The organism is Companilactobacillus sp. FL22-3, from assembly GCF_054881455.1.
On record NZ_JBTYYZ010000005.1, the window covers coordinates 155,689 to 181,175 of the forward strand.

At 38.4% G+C, this 25,487-nt stretch carries 26 protein-coding genes, 1 pseudogene and 1 riboswitch; of the genes and pseudogenes, 12 read left to right on the forward strand and 15 right to left on the reverse strand.

Annotation, left to right across the window (positions count from 1 at the left end; genetic code table 11):
* Window positions 1-24 precede the first annotated feature (24 nt).
* On the forward strand, window positions 25-1,407 hold the full coding sequence (gene rlmD, locus ACYT32_RS06220; RefSeq protein WP_395265189.1) for a 23S rRNA (uracil(1939)-C(5))-methyltransferase RlmD: 1,383 nt from the start codon (window positions 25-27) through the stop codon (window positions 1,405-1,407).
* Window positions 1,408-1,410: 3 nt separating this feature from the next.
* Here the strand turns inward: rlmD and ACYT32_RS06225 are convergent, their stop codons facing one another.
* From ACYT32_RS06225 to folB, 4 genes and pseudogenes are all read right to left on the reverse strand, one after another.
* The gene (locus ACYT32_RS06225) at window positions 1,411-1,902 is read right to left on the reverse strand and encodes an NUDIX domain-containing protein (RefSeq protein ID WP_395265190.1); all 492 of its coding nucleotides are present in this window, start codon (window positions 1,900-1,902) and stop codon (window positions 1,411-1,413) included.
* A 14-nt stretch (window positions 1,903-1,916) separates the two neighbouring features.
* Complete coding sequence (gene folP, locus ACYT32_RS06230) at window positions 1,917-2,744, reverse strand: dihydropteroate synthase (RefSeq protein WP_395265191.1); 828 nt, start codon at window positions 2,742-2,744, stop codon at window positions 1,917-1,919.
* Window positions 2,745-2,761: 17 nt separating this feature from the next.
* Window positions 2,762-3,806 (reverse strand): annotated as a pseudogene (gene folE / locus ACYT32_RS06235) (GTP cyclohydrolase I FolE).
* A 2-nt stretch (window positions 3,807-3,808) separates the two neighbouring features.
* A complete protein-coding gene (gene folB, locus ACYT32_RS06240) occupies window positions 3,809-4,159 on the reverse strand; it encodes a dihydroneopterin aldolase (RefSeq protein ID WP_395265193.1) in 351 nt (116 codons plus the stop codon).
* 42 nt (window positions 4,160-4,201) lie between these two features.
* A riboswitch (ZMP/ZTP riboswitch) is annotated at window positions 4,202-4,281 on the reverse strand.
* Between the two features lie 231 nt (window positions 4,282-4,512).
* Here folB and ACYT32_RS06245 point away from each other — a divergent pair.
* Window positions 4,513-4,713, forward strand: a complete 201-nt coding sequence (locus tag ACYT32_RS06245) for a helix-turn-helix transcriptional regulator (protein WP_395265194.1) — start codon at window positions 4,513-4,515, stop codon at window positions 4,711-4,713.
* A 111-nt stretch (window positions 4,714-4,824) separates the two neighbouring features.
* Here the strand turns inward: ACYT32_RS06245 and ACYT32_RS06250 are convergent, their stop codons facing one another.
* Together ACYT32_RS06250 and ACYT32_RS06255 are read right to left on the reverse strand one after the other, a co-directional pair.
* Entirely contained in the window at window positions 4,825-5,181 is a 357-nt protein-coding gene (locus tag ACYT32_RS06250; RefSeq protein ID WP_395265195.1) for a VOC family protein, read from the reverse strand.
* Window positions 5,171-6,037 carry a DegV family protein gene (locus ACYT32_RS06255; protein WP_395265196.1) on the reverse strand — a complete coding sequence of 289 codons (867 nt, stop codon included), beginning with the start codon at window positions 6,035-6,037 and terminating at the stop codon, window positions 5,171-5,173. Before ACYT32_RS06255 ends, ACYT32_RS06250 begins: the two co-directional genes overlap by 11 nt.
* Window positions 6,038-6,187: 150 nt before the next feature.
* Between ACYT32_RS06255 and ACYT32_RS06260 the strand changes: the two genes are divergently transcribed.
* From ACYT32_RS06260 to ACYT32_RS06275, 4 genes are read left to right on the forward strand one after another with little or no spacing between them, the layout of a single operon-like run.
* Window positions 6,188-7,372, forward strand: a complete 1,185-nt coding sequence (locus ACYT32_RS06260; RefSeq protein ID WP_395265197.1) for a galactokinase — start codon at window positions 6,188-6,190, stop codon at window positions 7,370-7,372.
* Window positions 7,372-8,817, forward strand: coding sequence for a UDP-glucose--hexose-1-phosphate uridylyltransferase (locus ACYT32_RS06265; protein ID WP_395265198.1), 1,446 nt, complete (start codon window positions 7,372-7,374; stop codon window positions 8,815-8,817). The genes ACYT32_RS06260 and ACYT32_RS06265 overlap by 1 nt, the downstream gene beginning before the upstream one ends.
* Window positions 8,814-9,806: a LacI family DNA-binding transcriptional regulator gene (locus ACYT32_RS06270; RefSeq protein WP_395265246.1), complete on the forward strand. Its 993-nt coding sequence runs from the start codon at window positions 8,814-8,816 to the stop codon at window positions 9,804-9,806. The genes ACYT32_RS06265 and ACYT32_RS06270 overlap by 4 nt, the downstream gene beginning before the upstream one ends.
* Window positions 9,807-9,836: 30 nt before the next feature.
* Complete coding sequence (locus tag ACYT32_RS06275) at window positions 9,837-10,193, forward strand: YisL family protein (protein WP_395265199.1); 357 nt, start codon at window positions 9,837-9,839, stop codon at window positions 10,191-10,193.
* 142 nt (window positions 10,194-10,335) lie between these two features.
* Here ACYT32_RS06275 and ACYT32_RS06280 read toward each other — a convergent pair whose 3' ends face one another.
* On the reverse strand, window positions 10,336-11,187 hold the full coding sequence (locus ACYT32_RS06280; protein ID WP_395265200.1) for an alpha/beta hydrolase: 852 nt from the start codon (window positions 11,185-11,187) through the stop codon (window positions 10,336-10,338).
* Window positions 11,188-11,393: 206 nt separating this feature from the next.
* On the opposite strand from ACYT32_RS06280, the gene ACYT32_RS06285 reads away from it, so the two are divergent.
* The 3 genes from ACYT32_RS06285 (at window position 11,394) to ACYT32_RS06295 (ending at window position 14,415) form a co-directional block, all read left to right on the forward strand.
* Window positions 11,394-12,425 (forward strand): branched-chain amino acid aminotransferase, encoded by a 1,032-nt coding sequence (locus tag ACYT32_RS06285; RefSeq protein ID WP_395265201.1) that lies wholly within the window; start codon window positions 11,394-11,396, stop codon window positions 12,423-12,425.
* 530 nt (window positions 12,426-12,955) lie between these two features.
* Window positions 12,956-13,435 carry a nucleoside 2-deoxyribosyltransferase gene (locus ACYT32_RS06290; protein ID WP_395265202.1) on the forward strand — a complete coding sequence of 160 codons (480 nt, stop codon included), beginning with the start codon at window positions 12,956-12,958 and terminating at the stop codon, window positions 13,433-13,435.
* A gap of 179 nt (window positions 13,436-13,614) precedes the next feature.
* Window positions 13,615-14,415 (forward strand): SLAP domain-containing protein, encoded by an 801-nt coding sequence (locus ACYT32_RS06295; protein WP_395265203.1) that lies wholly within the window; start codon window positions 13,615-13,617, stop codon window positions 14,413-14,415.
* Between the two features lie 893 nt (window positions 14,416-15,308).
* On the opposite strand, the gene ACYT32_RS06300 is transcribed toward ACYT32_RS06295, so the two are convergent.
* From ACYT32_RS06300 to ACYT32_RS06310, 3 genes are read right to left on the reverse strand one after another with little or no spacing between them, the layout of a single operon-like run.
* Window positions 15,309-16,463, reverse strand: coding sequence for a hydroxymethylglutaryl-CoA synthase (locus tag ACYT32_RS06300; protein ID WP_395265204.1), 1,155 nt, complete (start codon window positions 16,461-16,463; stop codon window positions 15,309-15,311).
* Window positions 16,463-17,704: a hydroxymethylglutaryl-CoA reductase, degradative gene (locus ACYT32_RS06305; RefSeq protein ID WP_395265205.1), complete on the reverse strand. Its 1,242-nt coding sequence runs from the start codon at window positions 17,702-17,704 to the stop codon at window positions 16,463-16,465. Before ACYT32_RS06305 ends, ACYT32_RS06300 begins: the two co-directional genes overlap by 1 nt.
* Entirely contained in the window at window positions 17,701-18,855 is a 1,155-nt protein-coding gene (locus ACYT32_RS06310) for a thiolase family protein (protein ID WP_395265206.1), read from the reverse strand. Before ACYT32_RS06310 ends, ACYT32_RS06305 begins: the two co-directional genes overlap by 4 nt.
* A 92-nt stretch (window positions 18,856-18,947) precedes the next feature.
* Between ACYT32_RS06310 and ACYT32_RS06315 the strand changes: the two genes are divergently transcribed.
* Window positions 18,948-19,232 carry a hypothetical protein gene (locus ACYT32_RS06315; protein ID WP_395265208.1) on the forward strand — a complete coding sequence of 95 codons (285 nt, stop codon included), beginning with the start codon at window positions 18,948-18,950 and terminating at the stop codon, window positions 19,230-19,232.
* Here ACYT32_RS06315 and galU read toward each other — a convergent pair whose 3' ends face one another.
* Genes galU through map form a run of 3 tightly spaced genes read right to left on the reverse strand, consistent with a single transcriptional unit; the run spans window position 19,233 to window position 21,922 of the window.
* A complete protein-coding gene (gene galU / locus ACYT32_RS06320) occupies window positions 19,233-20,153 on the reverse strand; it encodes a UTP--glucose-1-phosphate uridylyltransferase GalU (RefSeq protein ID WP_395265209.1) in 921 nt (306 codons plus the stop codon).
* Entirely contained in the window at window positions 20,153-21,112 is a 960-nt protein-coding gene (locus ACYT32_RS06325) for a YihY/virulence factor BrkB family protein (protein WP_395265210.1), read from the reverse strand. Before ACYT32_RS06325 ends, galU begins: the two co-directional genes overlap by 1 nt.
* Window positions 21,113-21,127: 15 nt before the next feature.
* On the reverse strand, window positions 21,128-21,922 hold the full coding sequence (gene map, locus ACYT32_RS06330; protein ID WP_395265211.1) for a type I methionyl aminopeptidase: 795 nt from the start codon (window positions 21,920-21,922) through the stop codon (window positions 21,128-21,130).
* A 131-nt stretch (window positions 21,923-22,053) separates the two neighbouring features.
* Between map and ACYT32_RS06335 the strand changes: the two genes are divergently transcribed.
* Window positions 22,054-22,509, forward strand: a complete 456-nt coding sequence (locus tag ACYT32_RS06335; protein WP_395265212.1) for a flavodoxin — start codon at window positions 22,054-22,056, stop codon at window positions 22,507-22,509.
* A gap of 2 nt (window positions 22,510-22,511) precedes the next feature.
* Entirely contained in the window at window positions 22,512-22,970 is a 459-nt protein-coding gene (locus tag ACYT32_RS06340) for a GtrA family protein (RefSeq protein ID WP_395265213.1), read from the forward strand.
* A 20-nt stretch (window positions 22,971-22,990) separates the two neighbouring features.
* On the opposite strand, the gene ACYT32_RS06345 is transcribed toward ACYT32_RS06340, so the two are convergent.
* On the reverse strand, window positions 22,991-23,644 hold the full coding sequence (locus ACYT32_RS06345) for a Crp/Fnr family transcriptional regulator (RefSeq protein ID WP_395265214.1): 654 nt from the start codon (window positions 23,642-23,644) through the stop codon (window positions 22,991-22,993).
* A 25-nt stretch (window positions 23,645-23,669) separates the two neighbouring features.
* Entirely contained in the window at window positions 23,670-25,484 is a 1,815-nt protein-coding gene (locus tag ACYT32_RS06350; RefSeq protein ID WP_395265215.1) for an aryl-sulfate sulfotransferase, read from the reverse strand.
* Between the last annotated feature and the right edge of the window lie 3 nt (window positions 25,485-25,487).

The window sequence follows — 25,487 nt, forward strand, 5'->3', positions numbered from 1 at the left end:
CAAAAACATTCAAAGGAAAAATTTATGACTACAAATAATATTACGCAAGAACTAAAAGTCGGTGACCGTTTTCCACTGACAATTAAACGAATCGGTATCAATGGTGAGGGAATTGGCTTTTTCAAACATGTGATTGTCTTCGTCCCTCAAGCAGTTCCAGAAGATGTGATTGTCTGTGAAATTACTGATGTCCACGACAGGTTTTTGAACGGTCGCATTCACAAAATCAGAAAAGCTAGTCCTTATCGCAATCCAGAAACACCTAAATTGGCTAATGAGGTTGGGGGCTTAGAATTCGCTCACATTAAATACGAGGATCAGCTGAACTTCAAAGCTGACATTTTACGAGAATCTTTGGCTAAATATAAGCCTTATGCTTTCGATAAATATTTAATTAAGCCGACGGTTGGCTCGGTTCAACAAGAAAAATATCGGAATAAGGCTCAATTTCCAATTCAAGAAATCGATGGTGAAATTCGCTGTGGACTGTACAAAACTGGTACTCAAGAATTAGTTAACTTGACAGAAATGCCCACACAAATGGATTTGACGATGCAAGCTATGCGAAAAATCGTCCAATTGATCAAAGACTTAGAAATCCCTGTTTTCAATCCTGAGACTAAATCAGGTATCTTGAGCATGATCGTTATTCGCGAGTCTGTGGAATTCAATCAATTACAAGTCACCTTTATCACCCGCTCACCAAAATTCATCAAACAGCGCCAATTACTGGAACGGATTCAAGCACAGATCCCAGAAGTAAGCTCTATCTCTCAAAATATCAACAAAGAAGACAAAGCCGGTGTTTGGGGCGAGACAACAAAGCTTTTGTGGGGTGAAAAATATCTTCAAGAAGATATCAATGGCTACATTTTCAACTTTTCACCACGGGCTTTCTTACAACTGAATTCTCTACAAACTGATAAATTGTACGACTTAGTTACAAAAGCTTTGGAACCCAATGCCTCTGATGTTTTACTGGATGCTTACTGTGGAGTTGGAACGATTGGTATCATCATGGCTGACAAAGTGAAGCAAATTTATGGAATTGAAATCATCCCCGAAGCTATTGAAGATGCTAAGGAAAATGCCAAGTTGAATCAGGTTGAAAATGCGGATTACTTTGTTGGTTCAACTGATGAAATCTATCCTCAATTGCTCAATGATGGTAAAAATATCAATGCCATCGTCGTTGATCCGCCTCGAACTGGCTTAGATGGTAAACTTTTAACCGCTTTGAACCGCCATCCTGTTAATAAGCTGGTTTACGTCTCATGTAATCCTTCAACGTTGGCCAAAGATTTGGTGACTTTGACTAAGGAATACCGGGTCGTTTATCTCCAACCAGTTGATATGTTCCCTCAAACGCCACACGTTGAAACTGTGGTCAAGTTAATCAGACGTTAAACTTTAAAAGTACTTCCAAAACTCTTCCGGAGCATTTGACTTTTCAAGCCAAAAATTAGGCAGTTCGCCTGGAGTTTCTCGTATCAACGTCCCCTCAATCTGATAACGAAAGTCAATATGCTCATGGACTGGTTGTTGTTTTTTCGGATTAGCTGGAATACGAATCAAGTTTACATCCACCAATTCTATCTTTGATATGTCTTTGATGTTATAACCCGTTTCTTCTGTCAATTCACGAAGAACAGTTTGCAACGGCGTTTCGAATGGCTCAACATGTCCTGCCGGTAACAAGGATTTTTTCAAATAAGGATGTTCGACAAACAAAACTTTTTGGTTATGTTTAATAACACAACTTGCTGAAAGATGAATCAAATTATTATTCGATCGTAACAGTTTAGGCTGCCAAAATCGTAATGATGATTTGATTTTTTTTATGCGATCGGTCTCAGCCAAACTATCCGTTTCGGTCAGTAAATCATTAACTAATTGTTCCATTGATCTTCTCCAAACTAAATTTTGTAACACTTCATAATGTCTAATAATAATTTCGTTTCCCGTGAATTGTGGACCCGTAAAATTCGCCCTCCGTCTTGAATCATCAAACATTCTAAGATGAGAGTCGGTATGAGCCGTTCTTTTTCAGCGACTTGAAAGAGTTTACTGAGAAAGCCCTTTTGAGAAATGGCAATCATCACTGGCATATTAAGTTTGGCTAACTTCTTGGTCATTTCTACTCGTAAAAGGTTCTCTTTTACTTGATGGCTAGTCGAAAAGCCAACTCCAGGGTCGATTGCGATTTGTGCAGTTGTTAAGCCAGCTTGCAGTAATTGAGTTTGTTTTTGCTTGAAAAAAGCCATTTGATCTTCCAACAAATTGGTTGTATCCCGGCCATTATTCATCACCACGACGCTTGGTTGAAATTGTTCAATGATACTTAACTTCTCAGTCGTTTCAAAGCCCTTGATATCATTAATAATATCGACTTTGAATTTGGATAAGACTGTTCTCATTACCACCGAGTCAGTCGTATCAACAGCTACGATTGCTTGTGGAAACTCTTGTTTAACAGCTTTGAGGATCGGAGAAATCCGTCGCAATTCTTCAGTTGCACCGATTTCTTGAAAATTCGGTCTGGTAGATTTGCCGCCGATCTCAATTACTTGAGCACCATTGGCTAAATCTTGCGACACCTGTGTCAAAACTGCGGCTAAGTCAGGATACTTATTGCCGTCAAAAAAAGAATCCGGGGTGCAGTTGATGATTGAATAAATAATGGGTTCATCAGTTAAATCAAAATCAAATCGCTTTCCCACCCAATGTAAGACTTGCTGCTCCAAAATAATTTCCACCTATCTTATAGAGTTTGTAAAAACTCAAATCTTTTCGTACTGTCATCATCAAAGATACCCCGATAAAAGGAAGTTCTGGTCACGGCGTGATTCTTTTTAACCCCGCGCATTTCAACACACATGTGACGTGCATCAACGACGACAGCCACCCCCAATGGATCAAGAATCTCTTCTAAAATAATAGCGGTATCTCGAGTAATGTTTTCTTGAACACTCAATCTTTTGGAAACAAAATCGATCAGTCGAGGAATCTTGCTAAGTCCAATAATGCGTCCATTTTGGGGAATGTAGGCGACATTGGCTGTACCAAAGAATGGCAACATGTGATGTTCACACATAGAATAAAAAGGTATATCTTTGATCAAAATCATTTGTGAATTACTAGTTTTCTCAGTATTAAAAATCTTATAGTCCGTAAATTGGCTTTGGCCTTGATAAGTTAAAATTTCACGATACATCTTAGCTACTCGAGCTGGGGTTTCTAACAGTCCTTCACGCTCAGGGTCATCGCCGGTTGCTTTAATGATGTTTTTTACTGAAGTCTCGATATCACTTTCCAATTATCATATCTTCCTTTTTAGTTATTTCTTGATCGGTGTGAAGCAATTTTCGGGTTTGTTTGACCAAATAATCATGCTGATAAAAATTGGCCGGAGATATCTCTAGCATTGGTATTAAGACAAACAACCGTTGACCAATTTCTCGATGAGGAACCGTCAATTGCTTACTTGCAATTTTTACTTGATCAAAATATAAAATATCGAGGTCGATAGTCCGTGGACCCCAATGAATAACTCGCTTTCGATGTAATTTTTGTTCGATTCGGTGGATCAATTGCAATAATTCCGTCGCAGAATAGGTCGTTTGTAAACCGATAACCAGATTCAAAAAATTATTCTGCTCAATCCCGCCGACAGGTGAAGTCTCATAAACTGACGAAATGGCTGTAATCTCAATCTTTATATCATCTTTCAGCAGTGAAATTGCTGCTTCTAAATTACCTACCCGATCGGCCAAATTACTGCCTAAACTTAAATAGACTTCATGCATCACTATCCCTCCATCTCAACTTCTACACTGTCAAAAATCCCATCGATTGGCACTGCCAACTTACGAAGCTTGACTTTTACCTTGGTAATCTTACTTTGGTCTAAAGCCTTTATCTGCGCAATGATTGTTTGAACTAACGTTTCAATCAAGTCAACTCGGCTTGCTTGAACGACTTTTTCGACCGTCAGATAAAACTGCCCGTAACTGAGCGTATTATTGAGGTCATCATCTAAAGGAACTTCTTTTAATTCAACTGACAAATCAATTTCCAGGTTTTGTCCCAATTGTTTTTCAGCGGCATAAACTCCAATGTGGGAATGGAATTTCATATTATTTATCTTGATTCGATACATGTTAGCTCCTTTATTTACGATACAAAAAAGGCACCTCGCTAATTGAGGTGCCCAGACGGTCGACGATTTCAGGCTATATTCCCTTGTAGTCAATTCTACATCCGTCAGTTATATAGCTATGACTTAAAATTAACAAAGAAGTTTATTATCGTCAAGTCATAATACTTGAAATAATCAATCGAAAATTTGAGTTTTTTATTTAAAATTTTATTATCTAAAACTATTTTGAATTTGTTTTTTTAAGAAATTAATTTATGAAAGCTAAAAATATTTAGCTCTGTCAATTCTTTGATATTTAGTCAGGTTGGCTTTACACTTAAAACCATAGACAAGATAGAAATCAGGTATTCAAGATGATCAAAAATCGTGTCAAAGAACTACGAGCTGAGTATCACTATTCGCAACAACAGCTAGCACAATTAGTTCACGTCTCGCGCCAAACAATTGTATCGATCGAAAATAGTCGCTCGCAGCCAACACTTGAACTGAGCTTCAAGCTAGCAAAAGTTTTCCACAGAACCATTGAAGAAGTATTTTTATACGAAGAAAACTAGCCAACCAAATAAGCCCCTTAGTCTGGATACAAACAAACTAAGGGGCTTTTAATATGGTCAAAATTTTTTAAATTACTCAAAATCAAGTCTCAATCTAACAACAAGATACCTTTACTCAGCTGCTTTAGCGAGGACGAAATAATTGCCCTCTGGATCTTGAAAATTAAAGGTCAAAACACCATTAACTTCAGTAATTTCACCCGCACTTAAAATTTCGTCGTGTAAGCGGTCAAAATCACTTGAGAAAAACATCAATGAAGGAACATTTTCCGAAACTTCTGGCGAATAGATTCTAATATAGTCCCGTGGAAAAATCGACAGTTCTACTTCTGACGAAATCCCAACGATGACATTTTGATAACCACCATTCAATGTTTGGCGTGCAACCACCGTGGCGTTAAACTCATCGGTCCAAAATGCCACACTCATATCAACATCGTCGACATAAATCATAATTCTAGTTTTCATTGATTAAATCCCTATCCCAAACGACACCCAACGTCTTTTCTCCAGTATGAACACTGATAGCTGGTCCTAAATGACTCGTAGAAACCCGTGCTTTTGGAAATGCTGTTTGAAAATCAGTGGCCCATTTTTCAAGCATCTCACGATTATTTGAGTCCACGATCGTGATATGAACTGGCCAATCTGGGTGTACGTCTGTATATTTTTGAATTTCAAGTTGAATTTTGTGAAATGCTCGATGCATGGTTCTCTCTTTAGCAATCGCATAAATTTTACCATCTTCAAAAGTCAATAATGGCTTAACATCTAGTAGACTGCCAATAACTGCTGAACGATTGCTCAAACGCCCTGTCCGGGACAAATGCTTTAAATCATCGACTGCAAAATAAACTTGAGTCGAATCACGTTGAACTTTTAACTTCTCTACGATCTCATCGGGATCAAGGCCCTTTTGAGCCATCGATCCGGCCAGCATAACTAAATCTGCTTCAGCTGCACTAGCTGCCATTGAATCAAATGGATAGATCTTAGCCTTATCATAGTCTTTTACAAACATCCGCAAATTATCCATAAACGAAGTGATTCCTAAAGATAAATGAATCGAGATAATAGCTTCGTAACCTTGGGCAACTAAACGATCATACGCCTCTTGAATTTGTCCCATCGAAACCTGTGCGGTAGTTGGTAACTCCGGTTCGGTCCGCAAATAGTCGAAGAACTTGGTATCAGATAACTCTTCGGTCTCTTTGTACTGCTTGTCTCCTAAAATAACGGTAATTGGTAAAACAGTAATATTATATTTCTCGATTTGTTCTGGTGTTAAATAAGATGCCGTATCAGTAACTACTGCTGTCTTCATCGATCTCTCCTCTTCATACCACATTGTGGTCGCTCATGCTTATAATAATAACATTTTATTGAAATTATTAAATCTATAGGCCTTGTTTTTCACATTAGAAAGCGCTATCATTTTTGTTAAGTAAATATTTAGTAAAAGTGGAGTGAAATTATGGATAAAAAACAACTTCTATCTGGCTATCAAGAAACTTTTGGAGAAGCTTGCGAAAAACTTTTCTTCTCACCAGGAAGGATCAATTTGATCGGTGAACATACTGATTATAACGGTGGCAATGTTTTCCCTTGTGCTATCAGTTTAGGAACTTATGCAGCTTATGGAGCTCGCAATGATCAATTAGTAAAACTTTATTCCAAGAATTTACCTGATACTGGTGTGATCAGTGTCTCTTTGAGTGATTTGAGTTTTAAAAAAGAAGACGATTGGGCTAACTATCCTAAAGGGATGCTTTACTTATTACAAAAAGCTGGCTTTGAATTGACTCACGGCTTCAATCTCTATATTTATGGTAATTTACCTGACGGTGCTGGGTTATCATCTTCAGCTTCAATTGAACTATTGATGGGTAACATTGCAAACGATGTCTTTAATTTAGGCATCGACCAATTAAATCTCGTCAAAATGGGCCAACAAAACGAAAATCAATATATCGGTGTCAATACTGGTATCATGGATGAATTTGCGGTTGGTATGGGTAAAAAAAATCAAGCCATCTTACTAGATACTAATACAATGGAATATCACTATGCCCCAGTTGAGTTAGGGGATCACGTGATCGTCATCATGAATACCAACAAGCAAAGAGCTTTGACCGACTCTAAATATAACGAACGCCGTAGCGAATGTGAACAAGCTTTAGCTCGTCTACAAACTAAATTAAATATCAATTCTCTTGGCGACCTTTCGATCGACGAATTCGACCGCAACTCATATTTGATCAACGATGATATTTTGTTGCGTCGGGCTCGTCACGCTGTCTTTGAAAATCAACGGACTCTAAAAGCTATCAAATATTTAAAGGACAATAATCTGGTTGAATTTGGCAAACTAGTCAACGCCTCACATATTTCCTTACACTATGACTATGAAGTTACCGGAATTGAACTGGATACTTTAGTTGAAGCAGCTTGGCAACAGCCTGGAGTTCTGGGAGCTCGGATGGTTGGCGCTGGTTTCGGTGGCTGTGCGATTGCTTTTGTTCAAAAAGATCAACTCGATGACTTCAAACAAAATGTCGGTCAAATTTATCAAGATAAAATTGGCTATGCAGCTGACTTCTATATTGCTGAAATTGCGGACGGACCTAAAGAAATTGCTCTTACCGAGGTGGAAGAATAATGTCTTGCGTAGACGATTTTGTGGAACAAATTATTACTGCGGACAACGATTATCAAGCGTTGGACCGCATCTATCTTTATAATCGAATCTGTGCCCTAGTTGGCGACGATAATCATCAGACTAACCCAGACTTAAAACAAGCCTTGATTGATACTGCCATTACAAATAAAAAAATTGACGGTAGTGTCACTTCTCAAGAGATCCTCAACGATCAATTGATGGACTTTTTGACTCCACGGCCCTCAAAGGTTAATCAAGAATTTTGGAATCTTTATCAAAATAGTCCTGAAGCGGCAACTAATTATTTCTACCATTTGAGTCAAGATAACGATTATATCAAGACCAAAGCAATTGCTAAAAATATCTCTTTTCCTGTCACCACTGATTATGGCGATTTAGAAATAACGATCAACCTTTCTAAGCCTGAAAAAGATCCTAAAGCAATTGCTGCTGCCGGTCGTCAAGCTCAAACTGGCTATCCTAAATGCCAACTTTGTCTTGAAAACGAAGGCTACTTGGGACGCCTTGGTTACCCTGCTCGAAGCAATCATCGGGTCATCCGTTTCTTATTGGGTGGTCAGACTTGGGGCTTTCAATATTCGCCTTATGCCTACTTTAAGGAACACGCTATTTTCCTCAATCAAAAACACCAACCAATGATCATCAATCAACATACTTTTAACAATTTGTTGGAAATCATCAGAATTTTCCCTCAATATTTTGTCGGGAGTAATGCCGATTTACCAATTGTGGGCGGCTCAATGCTTAGCCACGACCATTATCAAGGTGGCCGGCATGTCTTTCCAATGATGAAAGCCCCAATCGATCGAGAAATCAGTTTACCAGTCGATCAAGTCAAAGCGGGAATCGTTAAGTGGCCAATGTCGACTATTCGCCTAACGAGCCAGAGTCCAGAACAACTAGTCAAAGCAGCCAACTTGATTCACGAAAATTGGATGAATTATTCCGACGAAACAGTTCAGATCAAGGCTTACTCTAACGAAACACGTCATCACACGGTCACACCAATTGCTTATCGAGTTAATGACCAATATGTGCTCGATATCGTTTTGCGTGACAATCAAACATCTGCACAATACCCTGATGGTATTTTTCATCCCCATCAAGATGTTCAGCATATTAAAAAAGAAAATATTGGTTTGATTGAAGTTATGGGCCGGGCAATTTTGCCAGCTCGTCTGAAAAACGAGTTGCATCAAGTCGAACTATATTTATTGAATGAACCTAATCAAATGGCTGATTATCATCAAACTTGGGCTGATCAATTGGCTAAAAAATACCACTTTACGGCTGAAAATGTTTCTCAATTAGTCAGAAAAGAAACTGGTTTAGTCTTTGCTCGGGTTTTAGAAGATGCTGGGGTTTTCAAATGGGATCAATCCGGACAAACTGCCTTTGATAAATTTATTAGGAGTTTAGAATAATGGCAACTTTACGTGATATTGCTCAAAAAGCTCAAGTCTCACCCGCAACAGTTTCTCGAGTACTCAACAACGATTTGACCTTATCAGTTACTGACCAAACAAGAGCCAATATTTTACGGATCGCCACGGAAATGAATTACCAAAAGGCCAGTCGCCACAATGCCCGTTTTCTCAAACATATTGCCTTGGTGCAATGGTATTCTGAGTCCAAAGAACAAGACGATCTCTATTACATGACTGTTCGTGAAGGTATTGAACAACAAGCACCGACTTACGGTTTTGAGATCAGTCGCATTTTTCACAATGAATTAGACCAGATTCCAGCCGATATCGATGGCATTATTGCAGTCGGAAAATACAGTCGTTCGCAAGTTGATCAGATGACTTCAATCAGCCACAATCTCGTTTTCATTGATGATGACCAATTTCCTCAAGGTTTCGATACGATCGTCACTGATTTTAAGTATGGCCTAAGACAAGTCATAGACTACTTTATCGAACATAACTTAAAAAGTATCGGCCTCATTTATGGTGAAGAGAAATCGACTGATGACTTGCGGGTTATTCCTGATTTTCGTTATCAAAGTTTTAAGGAAACGATGACAGAGCACCAGCTGTTCGACCCCGATCTATGTTTCAAAGGCGACTTCACGAAAGATTCTGGTTATCAACAAATGAAATTAGCCCTAACCGCTCAAAAAGCTCTGCCTCAAGCTTTCTTTATCTCAAATGATCTGATGGCTGCTGGAGCTTTAAAGGCTCTCCAAGAAGCTAATATCAAGATTCCTCAACAAGTCAGTCTCTTCAGTTTCAATAACACCGCTTTAGCCAGTTACGTTAACCCAGAATTGAGTTCCGTCGATGTAGCGACTGAACAAATGGGTGCGGCTGCGGTCGATTTGATGCAAGACCTGTTGAATAATCCCCGCCATGTCGCTAAAAGAATGGAATTAGCTACCAAATTAGTCTTTCGTCAAAGCACTATCTAAATGTTATGATTGAGCTTTAGGAGGAAGATTATGATTTGGTTATGGACTCATTTATTAACTTGGGTGATTATGGCATTGATGATTTTGTTAGCCTTATTCACCAATTCGCATACAAAAATTTACGAAATGATTACACGTATCGGTTATTTAGTGATCATCATTACGGGAATAAAATTGGCTATTCGTGCTTGGTCAGTCGAACCCACTTTGTTAATCGTCAAAATAATTGTGGCTCTGGTCTTTATCGGACTAGTTGAGATTGCCTTTGCACGCAAAAATCAACAGAGACTTAATAAGAATTTAATTTGGATCGTGGTGGTCTTTTGCCTAGTCACCGCCCTGATCGGCTTTGCTTTAGCCGGTTGGTATCCTTTTGTTCAACATTAAAATTTTAATCAATCAAAAGGGTTTTGACATAAGTCTCAAAAAAATACTCGATGGGGAATTTTTACAATTTCACATCGAGTATTTTCAATTTCAAGACTGTTTTGTCACAGCCTCTGTTGGATATTAATGTATGATACTAAGTTCACTTTTTCCAAAGAAAATTAATGAACAACTTATCAACTTGTTTATTCTCATGTAATTGACTATGTTGTCCCATCTTCCCTTTGATCTTCTTTTCTTGATATGACTTAGCCCGGTTGGCCACCAAATATCTCAGTGACTGTGACGAGGAATTGCTGACGCGGCCATCTGAATGAGTCCCATCTTCAATATCACCAAAAATATTCAACACTTCGGTATTGGTTGGATAAATTTCTCGTAAAGGAAGAAGTTCTTGATAAGACTTATTCATTTTATCTGGTTTGCCATCGCTAGCTAACTTTACCTGGTTAGGCTTGTCGCCCATGCCCAAGATACCATTGAAGTGACCAGCGATATCGACGACTTTATTAATTTTAGGAGTACCTTTTTTCCCAGCATTCTCCATAATGTAATAATTGACCGCCATATTGCCCATTGAGTGTGCTACGAAATTAACGCTGTCAAATTTATACTCTTTTTGAAGCAAAGTGATGACATTCTTGACCCACTGACTGGCTTTATAGGAATTACCCATTTTATTGTTGTCAAAATTGACTTCGACGATTGGATTCTTGGCACTCTTAGGAATTGAACCAATCATCTTAGCGTAGCCATTATCTGAGACATTTACTCGAACGATTCTATTCGTGACGCCTGCCTCTTTGGCCGCATTGGTCATTTGAGTTTCTGCATTGACACTGCTGCCAAATCCATGGAAAAAGAGTGTTGGTGTATTAGTCTGGACGTACTTGCTGGAATCCACAGCTTGATTATTCTTACTGCAAGCGACTAATCCCCCAAAGGTTAAAAGAATTATTAAAAGAATCGAGAGACTCAATTTTTTCTTTTGCATCCCGCTGCCCTCCTACACTTTTACTACCTATTGTAACGATTGAATGTCAATTACCCTAAGAAAAACTCTTTAAATTTTCAAGTAGTATTTTTTAATTATTAATCAGTTTTTGACATTGACAGTTGGTCGAGCGACTACTAAGATAAATTTAATAATAATAAGTTTTCTTATCTTATTAAAAATAATTTAACCAAGGAGATATTTATATGACTAAAGCAGACCCTAGTACAATCGATTGGAACAATCTCGGTTTCAACTACATGGACTTACCATATCGTTTTCTAGCTCATTGGAAAGACGGCCAGTGGCAAGATGCCGGACTGACTGAAGACAGTACGCTACATATTAGTGAGGCTTCACCAGTTTTGCATTATGGTCAAGCAGCTTTTGAAGGTATGAAAGCTTACCGTAATCCCCAAGGTCAAATTCAATTGTTCCGTCCCGACCGTAACGCCAAGCGTATGAAAGAATCATGTGAAAGATTATTGATGCCCGTTTTCCCAGAAGACAAGTTTGTCGAAGCTGTCAAAGAAGTAGTCAAGGCTAATGCTGATTTTGTTCCTCCATATGGTTCCGGAGCAACTTTATACCTCCGTCCTTTGATTATCGGAACAGGTGAACAAATTGGTGTCCACGCTGCACCAGAATATATCTTTACGATTTTTGCCATGCCGGTTGGTAATTACTTTAAAGGTGGCTTAACTCCTGTTAACTTCACCACTTCTCAATATGACCGTGCAGCGCATAAAGGAACTGGTCAAAGTAAAGTTGGCGGTAACTATGCTGCCAGTTTATATCCTGGGGCCAAAGCTCACGAACAAGGCTTCGCAGATTGTGTTTACCTTGATCCTATCGAACATAAGAAGATTGAAGAAGTTGGTTCCGCTAACTTCTTTGGAATTACTAAGGATGACACCTTCTTGACACCTAAGTCACCTTCTATCCTACCAAGTATCACCAAGTATTCCTTGCTCTGGCTAGCAGAACATCGCTTAGGACTCAAAGCTAAAGAAGGCGACGTTTATATCGACCAATTGGATCAATTTAAAGAAGCCGGCGCCTGTGGTACTGCTGCAGTTATCTCACCTATCGGTGGTTTGGAACATAACGGCAACTTACACGTCTTCTATAGTGAAACGGAAGTTGGTCCAATAACCAAGAAGCTCTACGATACCTTAACTGGAATTCAATTTGGTACCGTTGAGGCTCCAGAGGGCTGGATTCAAGTCGTTGAGTAATAATTGAAAATTTTAGCAAAATAAAAAAGCTTAACCGGGGAAGTTAAGCTTTTTTTGTGTTTCGTCATATTATTGGGAAAATTAGTTATAACACTCATAAATTATCCTAAAGAAGGGTAAGCTGGAAGAATCGTGTTATAACTGGCTATGAGGTAGTAAGATTCACGACAATGCCCTCAAATCCTCAGTTTTTCAAGTGGTCGATTTAATCACTATCAGCGCCGTCCCCCCAGAATTGTTGAGTATTCTATTGAAAACGTCTAATTGATAAACCGAGATACATTATCTCTGAAACCTTACAAGTAATATTATATATTTATTCCTGGAAAAAATGTTATCCAAGATTATTAAAAAATATTATTCAAAAGTGGAATATTTTATCAGTCATTTTCTATGGTAAACCTCATTCCTAAGCCAATAGATTTCTGATATATATCATTATATTTATCTGATGCTTTAAGTTTTCTTAGTATTGCTAATGCAGGAATGATAAGATATTAGCAGATATTAATAGAAAGAGGGATTTTTACATGAAAATTTATTTTGCCAACGGTTTATTTGCTTTAGCAGATCGGATGTTCAACGAATATGTCGTTGATAAAATTAGAAAAATGGATAGTTCGATCGAAGTTTATTTACCCCAAGAAAATGGTGATATCAACGATAAAATGAACTATGCCGATTCAATCAAGATCGCCCAAGAAGATAACAAAGAATTGTTCTCCTCTGACTTAGTTGTTGCCATTCTCGATGGTGACACAATGGATGATGGTGTAGCCTCAGAAATCGGATTAGCCTTTGGTAAAGAAATTCCTATCATCGGAGTCTATACTGACCTCCGCCAAAGTGGTTTTGAGAATCCTAAAAAACTCGAAGCTGTCAAGCATATCGGTGAAAACCCCTTCGCCTATATTAACAATTACACTATCGGTTTGATCAAGATGAACGGCATGATGGTCGATAATATTGATGATATGCTAGAAGGTATCAAAAAATATTCCAATAAATAATTTTTTGTTTTTTGACAAATTTCCGTTTCAATTCGATTACATATTTTTTACAGTTACTTTATAACTAATTTACAGTTGGGTTATTTTCAACATATTCTGGTCTAGACGTTATATGATTACACTCGTTGAGAAAATTAATAAAATCTATGAGTTTTTTAATTCGGGGGAATCATTTTATAATGAAGATCAAAAAAATTGTTGCATCACTATGTGCCGTTACTTCAATTGCTTTAGATAGTTTCGTAATTCCAGCTCAAACAGTTGACGCCGCATCAGTTACAACGTCAGATACTAGTAGTGTTATTTATGTCTCAAATACCAATGGAGCTCAACTTTACACGACTCCAGATAGCCAAGGAAATATGAAGCTTGCCGGAATTGGTTTACAAAGCAAATCTGGTTGGCGGACTAACAAAATTGCTAACGTCTTAGGTGCAACATATTATCAAGTTGCTACTAACCTATGGGTTTCAGCCTATGACGTAACTACACAAGCTCCAGCAGTTTCTTTAGATAAAGATATGTACGTTAAAGCCAATGGTGGCGTTAATCTATATGACGCTCCAAATGGTAACTTTAATGGTAATTCAATTACTGGTGGTACAATGGTTCACGTTTACGCAAGTAAAACTGACGCCAATGGTGCTACTTGGTATGATGTTGGTAGAAACCAATGGGTCAACGGCCAATACTTATCAAATGACAACGTTAAACAAACTTTAACAATGTCAGCAACTGCTTATGATCCTGCTGTTCTTGGATCAAGCATGGGTTACAGTGGCGTGGCCGCTAACTTATCAAAATTCCCTAAGGGAACTCATTTAAGAATCACTGCAAGCAATGGTCAAACATATGACCGTGTAGTTAATGATACTGGTTTGTTTGCTTACAGCAATCCTAACCAATTGGATATCGCAATGCCAAATTCACAAGCCTTACAATTCGGTCGCCAAAATGTGACTGTTCAAGTAATTGGCTAAAATTATCTATTAAAAAGGATTGAATCTGAGGGGATTCAATCCTTTTTTGCTACAAAAAAAGAGCCCTCATACACTTGAGGACTCTCCTGGTAAAACTTAAGTGGTAAGATGAAATCACTGTAGTTTCATCAACGTTAAATGAATCTAAGTATTAACTGAACCTTACTACCGTAAGCATATTACCAAGATTAGTAATATGTTTAGCTAATGGAGCCTAGCACAACATATGTTGAGGGTGTGCGACTACTTTTTTGGTCGATCTTATGTTAACTTTTGGCACTAGTCCCAAAATGTCTTTAAACTGTACAGACTCTAAATCCTTTGGTTTTTACTGATTCTACCATTCTCTAAAACGATAAAACTTTCATATGCAAATATTTTTAGGGCTACAGTTCCTGACATTTCATCTTTACCACGTCTTTAATATATCATCTTTCGAAAGCGGATACAATGTTTTACTATATACTATCTGAATACTAAAAAAGGACTCTCGATGATTGAGAGTCCCTAGTTAGATATAAGTGGTAAGATGAAATTTACTGCAGTTTCATCAACGTTAAATGAATCTAAACCTTAAATGAATCTTACTACCTGAAACATATCTTACTAATATGAATGTGTACAACTTATAGTATGTTCAACTAAAGGATCCTAGCGAATTATGTATTGAGATTTGTGCGACTAACTAATTAGGTCGATCTTATGTTAACTTTTATCGCTAGTTCCTAAAATGCCGTTGAACTGTAATGCCTATCAATTTATGGGTTTTACTAATCCTACCATCTCCTAGAAACGATAAAACTTTCTTATCTAAATCTTTTAGGGCTACAGTTCCTGACATTTCATCCTTACCACATCTATAATATAACATTAAGTGTAAGCGATTTCAATGCTTATTTTTTAACTCGATAAAGTCGTTCGTTCTCTTTAATTTCACTCAAGTAAAATTTCTCCGTAACTGCTTCTGGATCAACGATTGTACCATCAGTATATTCAATTTGATACATTTTTTGGTAGTCAGCAATACTTAATTTTTCTCGTTGCTCAAGTAAATTTAATATCTTCTGTTTGTCGATTACTTTTTCAAACCCAGATTGGATCTCGCCACTAAAGATCTCGCCGACGGCACCAGAACCATAACTGAACAATAAGACTTTTTCCTTAGCGGAAGCGGCATTAACTAAATAAGATAATAGTCCCAAATAAAGTGAACCCGTATAAAGGTTACCAACATCTCGACTGAATTTAATGCTAGCTTGATAATGATCACTTAATTCAGCGTACTTTGCCTCTGAGACTTTACCTTCTAAAGTTCTTAGGGCTTTGGTACCCATCTTCGTGTAAGGAATATGGAATAACATCGTTGAAAAGTCATCCGCCGTCTTATTGTACTTAGCCTGGTATTTATCCCAAAGCGTTGTAAAGAAATCTACATACACTTGATTGGAGAACTTTCCTCGTGCAAAAGCAACTTTAGAAAAAGTTGGACGCCAGAAGTCACCGACATTTCTCGTCATATAAACTGATTGGTGATCAAGGCGCAAGACACGTGGTTCTTCACTGACCAACATCGCCACTGACCCAGCCCCTTGTGTCACTTCTCCAGGAGTCTTGATTCCATATTTAGCAATATCACTGGCAATTACTAAGGCTTTTTTACCAGGGTTCAAACTCACAAAGTCATAGGCTGCTTGTAAACCGGCAGTTGCTCCAAAACAAGCTTGTTTGATTTCAAAAGCGCGAATATCTTCTGGCAAGTCTAAGAGATCCATCAGAAAAGCAGCAGTAGACTTTGATTCATCGACACCACTCTCTGTACCCACGATCAAAAGACCTAAAGCCTTTTTATCAGCGTCCGTTAAGATACTATCGGCTGAACTAGCGGCCATAGTTACGGCATCTTGATAAGGCTGAGGAACAGCTTGCTTTGATTGACCGATCCCAATCGTAAATTTATTAGGATCAACGTCACGAGCCTTAGCCAATTCAACGATATCAATATAATCCTTAGGAACATAAAAACCGATCTTATCTATTCCAATATTCATTATTTATTTCTCAGCTCCTCTAAAATATCTTCTGCATTTTTTAACGTATAATTTTTAGTCTGATTCAATTTTTCAGCTACTTGACCAATTTCACTGCCAACCGCTCCAGCTGATAACGCTAGTGACTTACTCTGTAAGCCCATGTGACCAGCTTGGATTCCTGTGGTTACTAAGGCCCTCAAGGCAGATAAATTATTGGCCAGACCAACAGCGCCAACAACTGATTGCAACTGTTGACTATCCTTGATCTTCATAATCGCTAAACTCAACTGTGCCATTGGCAAGGCTTTAATAGCACCACCAACGCTCCCTAACTCAATTGGCATCACCAAGGTACCCACCAATTGCTGGTCAACAACCTCCCATTTACTCAAAGGTTGATAAACTCCGGAATCGGAGGCAAAACTCTGGCAAGCCGCTTCTTGAGCTCGAAAGTCATTCCCAGTTGCTAAGAGTACGGCATCCACGCCATTCATAATGCCTTTATTGTGCGTAACAGCTCGTTTGAGTGACTTTTGGGCAAAGTCTGATAGTTTAGCTATCCTACTAGCTACCTCAGCTCCAGACATCGTTTTGGTTGCCAATTGTTCAAACGCAACTTTAGCTTGAACTTTGATGATCTGACCGGCTCCACTATTCGACAAAATACTGCACAAAACATCGCCATTAAGCAATTCCGACACTTTGTGAGCCGTTTTTTCTAAAATCGTATTGACGATATTTGCTCCCATCGCATCGACGGTATCAATTTCCAGTTCCAATTCCGTGAACTCAGCTAATTGATTGACTACAATCGAGACGACGCCACCGCCACGTTTGATCAGGCTAGGATGAACTTGTTGAGCAAAGTCTTTAATCTCTAATTTGAGATCTAATAATTGTTGTTGCTGAACTTTAGTCAAGTTTTCTAAAACAATCTGCCCATAAACTAAACGTTTAGAAGGCAACGTTTTGAAGCCGCCACTTGCTTTGATACGCTTAGCACCATTTGAAGCGGCAGCAATGACTGATGGCTCTTCAATTACCATTGGCACCAGATAATCAGTTCCGTCGATCAAGAAGTCAGTCGCAAAACCATAAGGCAAGCCAAAACTTCCAATTTGATTTTCACTGAGACTGTCCGCTAGATCTGCAGTAAGACCTTGGCGCTGCTGCAATAATTGAGCTTGAGCCTGATTTATATAACCGCCATCAAGTAACAATTTGATCCGTTCTTGATCGGTCAATTGATAGATTTTCATAGCAATTTTATCCCCATTGCCATGCCCATGCCTCCACCGATACAAAGCGAAGCTAGGCCGGTAGTTTGTTTTTCTTGCTGTAGTGAGTTGATCAAAGTAGCGATCATTCTAGCGCCTGTGGCACCTAAAGGATGACCTAAGGCAATCGCCCCACCGTAAATATTTAATTTCTCAGCTGGCAGTTTCAAATCACGACTTACTGCGACTGCTTGTGAAGCAAAAGCTTCGTTAACTTCGAAGAGATCGAAATCTGAAACATTTTCGTGATAACGGTCGAAATATTTATTAACTGCATAATAGGGAGCGTAACCCATGTAATCTGGGTCAATACCGATTTCTACATAACCAGTCACTTGAGCTAGATAATTCAAGCCTAATTCTTTGGCTCGGCTTTCTTTCATCAGAATGACTGCGGCAGCACCATCATTGATCGGTGATGAGTTACCAGCTGTAACTGTACCTTTTTTGTCGAAGACCGTTCTCAATTGTCCCATTTGTTCCAAAGTCGTGGTCGGACGAATCGATTGATCAGTCGTAATTTCTTCGCCGTTCACTTCGATGGGAATAATTTCTTGAGCTAATTTACTTTCTGCCTGATGAGCTTTTTGATGAGAATTAAAGGCAAATTCATCTTGTTGTTGGCGAGTGACGTGATACTTGCGGGCAACATTCTCAGCTGTCATCCCCATAGGTAAATGATTGAAAGCATCATTTAAACCATCATTGAACAATGTATCCGAAAGCTTGGGACTAACTTCCATCTTGCCAGTCCGGGGGGCATAAAATGGTGCATTGGACATGCTTTCGACGCCACCAGCGACTACGATTTCCGCATTGCCCATTCTAATTGCGGAAATTGCTTCATAAATAGCTTTCATACCTGAACCGCAAACTTGATTAATTGTCATGGCAGTAGCATCAACTCGACCACCAACGTTTAATTCAATTTGACGTGCCGTATTTTGACCCATACCAGTTTGATAAACATTCCCAAAAATAAATTGGTCGATGATCTTGGGGTCGATTCGATTATTCTTTAATAATTTGGTTACTAATTGGCTACCCAATTCAACTGCTGTTAAATCAGCAAATTGACCTCGAAATTTGCCGATAGCAGTTCTTTTTGCATCTATAATTACAATTGAATCCATAATTTTTCCCTTCAAACTTGGTAGAATATCCTTAAGCCTTTATGATAATTTAATTAGACGATAAAAGCAAATAAAAGTGGTGGAATTTTCTTATGCGTACTATTGATTTAATCTTATTATTGAATGATTTTAAGAAAAATAACCGTATCTTCGTTGAGACAGCCGACCAAACTTTACCGGTCGTCGATCTTGAAGCTATTGACGACGAGATTATCTTAAAAACTGCTCCCAACATGCATGGCTTGAAAAATTGGGAATTCTTGATCTTGCTCAACCGAAAAGCTTATTACGAAATGCCCATTTTTTTCAACAATAAAAACAGCCATCAACAACTCTTTGGTTTCAGAGTTATTAATGACTGTCTCTTACTCGGTTAATTATTTTGAAGCTTTCTTGTTGCTAGTAGTTGATTTGTCTTCAGCTTGAATTTTCTTAGCTAGTTCAAGAATATATGGTTTCAATCCATCCTTTACTTCGGGATGTGTCAATCCATATTCAATATTTGTCTTAACATAACCAAATTTATTTCCGACATCATATCTTTGACCTTTGAATTCGTGAGCAAAGACACGTTGTGTCTTGTTCATACGGTCGATAGCATCAGTCAGTTGAATCTCGTTACCTGCACCTGGTTTTTGAGTTGCTAAGAGATCAAAAATTTCAGGAGTCAATAAGTAACGGCCAATAATAGCTAAATTACTTGGTGCGTCCTCAACCTTTGGCTTTTCAACGAAACGCTTAACATTGTAGAGTCCTGGTTCATTTTCGCCTTCTGGATCAATCACACCATACTTTGAAACGTCTTTTTCAGGAACTTTCATAACAGCAATCGTTGAAGCATGAGTTTTCTCATAGTCATCGATCAATTGCTTTGTCAAAGGAACTTTGTCTTCCATCAAGTCGTCGCCTAACATAACGATGAAAGGTTCATCAGCAATAAATGATCTAGCTTGAGCAACAGCGTCACCTAAACCGTTTGGATGAGCTTGGCGGCTATAGTACAAGTTAACTCCAAGATTTGTCGTATCCTGAACAACTTTTAGAAGTTCAGTCTTGTTCTTTGACTCCAAGTTTTGTTCCAACTCAGGAACAGAATCGAAATGATCTTCGATCGAACGTTTATTTTTACCAGTGATGATCAAAATATCTTCGATGCCTGAAGCTTTAGCTTCCTCAACAATAAATTGAATCGTTGGCTTATCAACGATTGGCAACATTTCCTTAGCCAAAGCCTTCGTTGCGGGTAAAAATCTTGTTCCTAATCCTGCTGCTGGAATAATTGCTTTTCTAACTTTCATTAATTTTTCTCCTTTTCATGCGATTGCATATAACTAGTCAATCTACCAGTACTTATCCTCAAATAAGGGCCGCCAATAGCTTGTGCAAAAGCCACGTTGATGGCATTTCCAAATAAAAAGATAGTCACTGACATATTCACCCAGAGCAAAAACACAATAATCGCTCCGATAGCACCGTAATTATCCCAAGCTGAACCAAAATACTTTAAATAATATGAGAACAACTGTGATAAACCTAAAACGCCGATACTAGTAATAACGGTTCCGGTTAAAATGTAATAAAACTTCAGATGGATATTGGGTAAAAAATAAAATAAAGCAAACATGATCAAAAACATTATAACAATAGCAAAGGGCCATTTCCAACGTGTAAATTCTTCTAAAAGCCTTGAATTCACTCGTAGCAAGGGAATTAGCCAATTCAAAAAAAGTTGGCCAAATGTAAACGTTACAATTGCTGCAACGCCAACCACGATCAACAATAACGTCGTCACAAAAGCTAACCCCCGACGAATAATGTAATTGAGAAAAGTTTTTTCCACAAACAGACTGTTAACATCCAATCCATAAGCTTCGTTCATCGTCATCTGCGCAATATTTAAGCCTCGTGAAATTGCCCAAAGTGCTACGACAATACCAACCGACAAGATACCCTTATTGGAACTAGACAAAACCTTCACGATCGTCGGCATCAAATAGTGATGCAAGTCATCTGGCAAAATAAATTCGATGTAACTGACGACCGTCGGTTTGTCCATGTGTAAAAGTGGTATCAAGTTTCCCACCACAATTATCATTGGAAATAGCGACAACAAAATATAATAAGTGATGGTCTTTGAAGCCATCGGTAAATTTGAGTCTGTCACTGCTTGGGTCACATATTTGATAAAGCCGGTCAATTTCTCACGCTTAGCAATGTTTTGCTTAAATAATGGCACTGCTGGTTTATTTTCTTCCATTATTTGCACCAATGATTAAAGTAAGTATTTTGCATCGTATTCAGGATCTTGAGAAGTCAAAATCTTAGGACCATCTTTGGTAATCGCAATCGTGTGCTCGTATTGAGCCGAATCAGTTCCATCAGCCGACACGAAATACTCCCAACCATCAGCCTTGACAAATTTATCTTTAATTTCCCAAGTACCCAGATTGACCATAGGTTCAATTGTAATCGTCATACCTTCACGTAATCTTAAACCTTTGCCAGCTTCACCATAATGAGGAACATTGGGAGCTTCGTGCATTGTTGGCTGAATTCCATGGCCAATTAGATCACGGACATCACCCATGTGGTTTTCATCTTCAACGTAATGTTGAATCGCATGACCGATATCGCCGATACGATTGCCAATAACTGCTTGGTCAATTCCGAGATAAAGTGATTTCTTCGTTACGTCCATCAGCTTTTGGTCTTCAGCTGAGATCTCGCCAACCGCGTAAGTCCAACAAGAGTCACTTTCATAGCCATCCAAGTTAACGGTCATATCTACTTTAACAACGTCCCCACTCTTGAGAATGAGACCTTTGCGAGGAATACCGTGAGCAACTTCATCATTAACACAGACACAAGTAGCATATTTGTATCCTTCAAAACCTTTTTCTGATGGACGGCCACCATGTGAAATAATATAGTCGTTCGCAAAGTTTTCAATTTCCATCGAAGAAATACCCGGCTTGATGATGTCACGTAAACCGATATGAGTATTAGCTAGCAGTTCCCCAGACTTTCTCATACCTTCGATTTCTCTTGCAGATTTTAATGTAATCAAGATTTAACATGTCCCTTCAAAAAAATATTAATCTCATTATAACATTGTCCTAGTTTTTCATTTAGATAGCTGGTAATATTAATTTTTGCTATAATATCCCAAGATATATAAGAATGAGGCGTTAATTAAATATGACAAAAGTAAAAATCGTCTATGCCAGTATTACCGGTAACGACGAGGATATCGCATACGTTTTAACGGAAAAATTTGAGGACCTTGGTTGCGACGTCGAGATGAGTGAAGTCTCTCAAACTGACGCTGCTGACTTTGAAACAACAGATGTTTGTGTGATAGCTAGTTATACATATGATCAAGGAATCGTACCTGATGAGGCTTTGGACTTCTATGAGGACATGCAAGACTTAGACTTATCAAACAAAGTCTATGGCGTTTGTGGTTCTGGTGATACATTCTACGAGGATTTTTGTCGTGCCGTCGATGAATTCGCTCAAGCCTTTGAAAAGGTCGGTGCCACTAAAGGTGCTGAATCTGTCAAAGTAGAGTTGGACCCAGAACAAGTTGATATCGACCATCTAGATAAGTTTGCGGAATCAATCTACCAAAAGGCTCAAGAAATGGATCTTTAGTTATGAATTTCATCAAAAAGTATCGTAATTTCTGGGTCTATTGTTTCTTTGGATTCCTAGCATCGATTATCAATATTGGAATCTTTGATCTTTCACACAACTATTTCCACATCCCACTCTGGTTAGCTAATACCATTGCTTGGCTCATTTCGAATTTCTTTTCCTTTTTCGTTACCAAGTTATATGTCTTTAAGTCAGAGATCGGTGACTTCAAAAAAATGCTGAACGAAGGCATTTACTTTCTGATCAGTCGTATTTTCTCACTGATTTTCGATGATGTTTTCATGATCGTTGCCGTTTTAATTTTCCCATGGAACAATTTGATCATCAAAGCAATCGACCAGCTAGTCGTGGGACTATTTAACTACTTCTCATCCAAGCTGATCTTCAACTACGAAAATCGTGTTCTACTCAATAAAATCAAAGAATTAAAAGCTAAAAGAAGTCGCAATGAATTTTAATATTCACTGCGGCTTCTTTTTTAAATTTCTAAAACCAATTTATCCTTATCGATATGGCTTAAAACATTATGATTGATTTTGAAAAATCCTTCTTGATTCATCTTATGCAGCTCTTGATTCAAAGCTGAACGAGTAACATGCAATATCTCTGAAAAAGCTTCCTGTGAGACTGGAAATTCAACACGCAGATCTGTGTCGCTTTCTGTAGAAATCAATTCGTCACTCAAAATCCAATAAGCTATTCGCTCACGAACTGTCTTGTAACCTAAACAAGCAATTAAGCGCTGATTTTCCAAACCTCGTTTAGCGAGTTGCTGAATATAGATCTGAGAAAATTTCTTATCGCCGAAAACGACTTTCGAAAAAACTTCAATCGGTATCCAACAAATCTCACAATCACTGATGCTTGCTAAATTGTAGGTGTAATACATGTCTCCCGATAGATACAGATACTCCAAAATAATACTGTCTGGACTGAACAAGCTACTGCACATCTCTTTGCCATATTTGGAATAAGTAATAGCTTTAAGATAGCCCTTTTTAACGATCCCGACGTGTGTAATCAAAGTTCCGGGGGTTCTGATAATTGTATTGCGTTTGTATTTTTCAAGGTGATAATTGCCCGAAACGATCGGGTTTTGTAAGATGTTTTCAATAAAATCACACTTCTTCATTCAAAGCCCCCCTTTACTATCTATTCTACTTTAAAGCGTCGTCCAAGAAATCACAAACATCATCATAATCTCTTTCACCATTGAATCTTTGAATTTCCTGACCATCCTTGAAGATTGCCACAACAGGAATACCGGCGATCTTATGACTTTCAGCTAATTTAGTTTCCGCATCGATGTCAACGTATCTGATTTCAAAAGCATCTTTGAAGTCTTCCTTGAGTGCTTCTTCCAAAACAGGATGCAAGGCTTTGCAGTGAACACATCTTTCTGCACCAAAGAGAACTAAGACAGGCTTGTCTTTTATATCGAGGACTCTTTCTTTGAAGTTAGCTTGTGTCAAAGGTTCAAAGAAGTCTTTATCTATGTCGAAGACCTTTTTCTTGTTTATAACTGTTGTATCTTCATCATCGGTGGCAACACATAGAGCAACATCCTTGTAATAAGGGACTGTTCCTTCGACATCAATAACCTTTTTAGCTCCAAACTTACCAGCACCTGGAACTCGATATGTCGTATTGTCGATAGGCTCAATCGCAACTTCTTCTGGCGTTGGTTCTTGAGGAACATAGTCATATGGGTAGCGATAAGCCCGATAGATCATATTATTAGTTGGTGTTCCTGGATCATTATGAGTGTAATATGGCGAGATCCATTCCCAAACGATCTCTTTTTCAGGTGTGATCTCAATCAAGCGTCCATCCGAACCTTCGTCAATCAAAGTGTTACCATTTGGTAGTCGTTGAGCTGAGGAAACATATGGACTATAAAACTTGCTAGCATCAACGGGAATCGCATTGCCAAAGTCTTTAGGTGTTACTTCCCAGACAACTTTCAAAGTCGTTGGATCAAATTCAATCACTCGACTGTAATCACGCGTGGCATTCTTACTACCGATCTTCGATGATGGATTTGGAGTGCCATAGCCAGCCCAGCCACCATTATCAAAGACTAACAAGTTACCAGCACCAGGTAAACCTTTAGGAATCATGTGGAAGTGATGTTGTCCAACGATCCAGCCCAATTTTCTAAGTTCGGGTGTTGCATTGAAATCTGGCCCGATCTTCCAAACTAGGTGACCAGTATCTTTATCTAGAATTGCCAAAATGTTGGCCTCACGGCAGTCAAAGATGATATTAGTTGGTTTGAAACGTTCGTCACCAGCGTCGTACCACTTGTTTGGTCCCAAATAGCTCATACAGTTAACATGTAGATAATCGCCCACGCCGCCATCAGATGAACGCATATTAGGGTCACGGAATAAGACGTTCTTTGCGGCCTCATCAAAGCCAAGTTCATCAAAATGATCACTGATAGACCATTTCCAAAGAATATTTCCTTCCCAGTCAACTTCATACATTACTTCATCGAGCAATCGTTTATCAGAAATCTCTAGATTATGAATCGTTTGATGTCCTAAGATCAAAGTATTACCAGATAAAGCTTTGGCCTCTTGACCAGGTACATAATAACCGACTGGATTTCCTTCTCTTTGGAAATCATGGTGACTTCTAGCCATCCAACGATGATCACGTCCAGGGTCATCGATTTTTTCTAACTTATCGAATTGCCAAACAATGTTACCATCATAATCAATTTCAATCAGATTAACACCATCTTGCATCCCATAATCAGGATGTCTGAAGCCAGAAGTTCCCATGACATATCCACCTTTTAATAACTTCGGTGGCATACCTTGCATCTTCCAGCGTCTAACTTCATTACCATTCATATCGAACAGTAACACGCCATCATTGATCAACGGTACTAATGTATAGCCATTAAAACATTTGTCAGGTTTATAAATTGTTGTTCCATGTGGAAATACTGAAGGTTGTCCCATTTT

What these genes read in the sequence shown, in the direction of transcription:
- ACYT32_RS06225 (WP_395265190.1), bottom strand. Translation starts at nt 1,902, where the DNA reads ATGGAACAATTAGTTAATGATTTACTGACCGAAACGGATAGTTTGGCT.
- ACYT32_RS06285 (WP_395265201.1), top strand. Translation starts at nt 11,394, where the DNA reads ATGACTAAAGCAGACCCTAGTACAATCGATTGGAACAATCTCGGTTTC.
- ACYT32_RS06335 (WP_395265212.1), top strand. Translation starts at nt 22,054, where the DNA reads ATGACAAAAGTAAAAATCGTCTATGCCAGTATTACCGGTAACGACGAG.
- ACYT32_RS06325 (WP_395265210.1), bottom strand. Translation starts at nt 21,112, where the DNA reads ATGGAAGAAAATAAACCAGCAGTGCCATTATTTAAGCAAAACATTGCT.
- ACYT32_RS06280 (WP_395265200.1), bottom strand. Translation starts at nt 11,187, where the DNA reads ATGCAAAAGAAAAAATTGAGTCTCTCGATTCTTTTAATAATTCTTTTA.
- ACYT32_RS06350 (WP_395265215.1), bottom strand. Translation starts at nt 25,484, where the DNA reads ATGGGACAACCTTCAGTATTTCCACATGGAACAACAATTTATAAACCT.
- ACYT32_RS06340 (WP_395265213.1), top strand. Translation starts at nt 22,512, where the DNA reads ATGAATTTCATCAAAAAGTATCGTAATTTCTGGGTCTATTGTTTCTTT.
- ACYT32_RS06265 (WP_395265198.1), top strand. Translation starts at nt 7,372, where the DNA reads ATGTCTTGCGTAGACGATTTTGTGGAACAAATTATTACTGCGGACAAC.
- ACYT32_RS06310 (WP_395265206.1), bottom strand. Translation starts at nt 18,855, where the DNA reads ATGGATTCAATTGTAATTATAGATGCAAAAAGAACTGCTATCGGCAAA.
- ACYT32_RS06295 (WP_395265203.1), top strand. Translation starts at nt 13,615, where the DNA reads ATGAAGATCAAAAAAATTGTTGCATCACTATGTGCCGTTACTTCAATT.
- ACYT32_RS06345 (WP_395265214.1), bottom strand. Translation starts at nt 23,644, where the DNA reads ATGAAGAAGTGTGATTTTATTGAAAACATCTTACAAAACCCGATCGTT.
- rlmD (WP_395265189.1), top strand. Translation starts at nt 25, where the DNA reads ATGACTACAAATAATATTACGCAAGAACTAAAAGTCGGTGACCGTTTT.
- folB (WP_395265193.1), bottom strand. Translation starts at nt 4,159, where the DNA reads ATGTATCGAATCAAGATAAATAATATGAAATTCCATTCCCACATTGGA.
- ACYT32_RS06245 (WP_395265194.1), top strand. Translation starts at nt 4,513, where the DNA reads ATGATCAAAAATCGTGTCAAAGAACTACGAGCTGAGTATCACTATTCG.
- ACYT32_RS06275 (WP_395265199.1), top strand. Translation starts at nt 9,837, where the DNA reads ATGATTTGGTTATGGACTCATTTATTAACTTGGGTGATTATGGCATTG.
- ACYT32_RS06305 (WP_395265205.1), bottom strand. Translation starts at nt 17,704, where the DNA reads ATGAAAATCTATCAATTGACCGATCAAGAACGGATCAAATTGTTACTT.
- ACYT32_RS06300 (WP_395265204.1), bottom strand. Translation starts at nt 16,463, where the DNA reads ATGAATATTGGAATAGATAAGATCGGTTTTTATGTTCCTAAGGATTAT.
- galU (WP_395265209.1), bottom strand. Translation starts at nt 20,153, where the DNA reads ATGAAAGTTAGAAAAGCAATTATTCCAGCAGCAGGATTAGGAACAAGA.
- ACYT32_RS06315 (WP_395265208.1), top strand. Translation starts at nt 18,948, where the DNA reads ATGCGTACTATTGATTTAATCTTATTATTGAATGATTTTAAGAAAAAT.
- ACYT32_RS06260 (WP_395265197.1), top strand. Translation starts at nt 6,188, where the DNA reads ATGGATAAAAAACAACTTCTATCTGGCTATCAAGAAACTTTTGGAGAA.
- ACYT32_RS06255 (WP_395265196.1), bottom strand. Translation starts at nt 6,037, where the DNA reads ATGAAGACAGCAGTAGTTACTGATACGGCATCTTATTTAACACCAGAA.
- ACYT32_RS06290 (WP_395265202.1), top strand. Translation starts at nt 12,956, where the DNA reads ATGAAAATTTATTTTGCCAACGGTTTATTTGCTTTAGCAGATCGGATG.
- ACYT32_RS06250 (WP_395265195.1), bottom strand. Translation starts at nt 5,181, where the DNA reads ATGAAAACTAGAATTATGATTTATGTCGACGATGTTGATATGAGTGTG.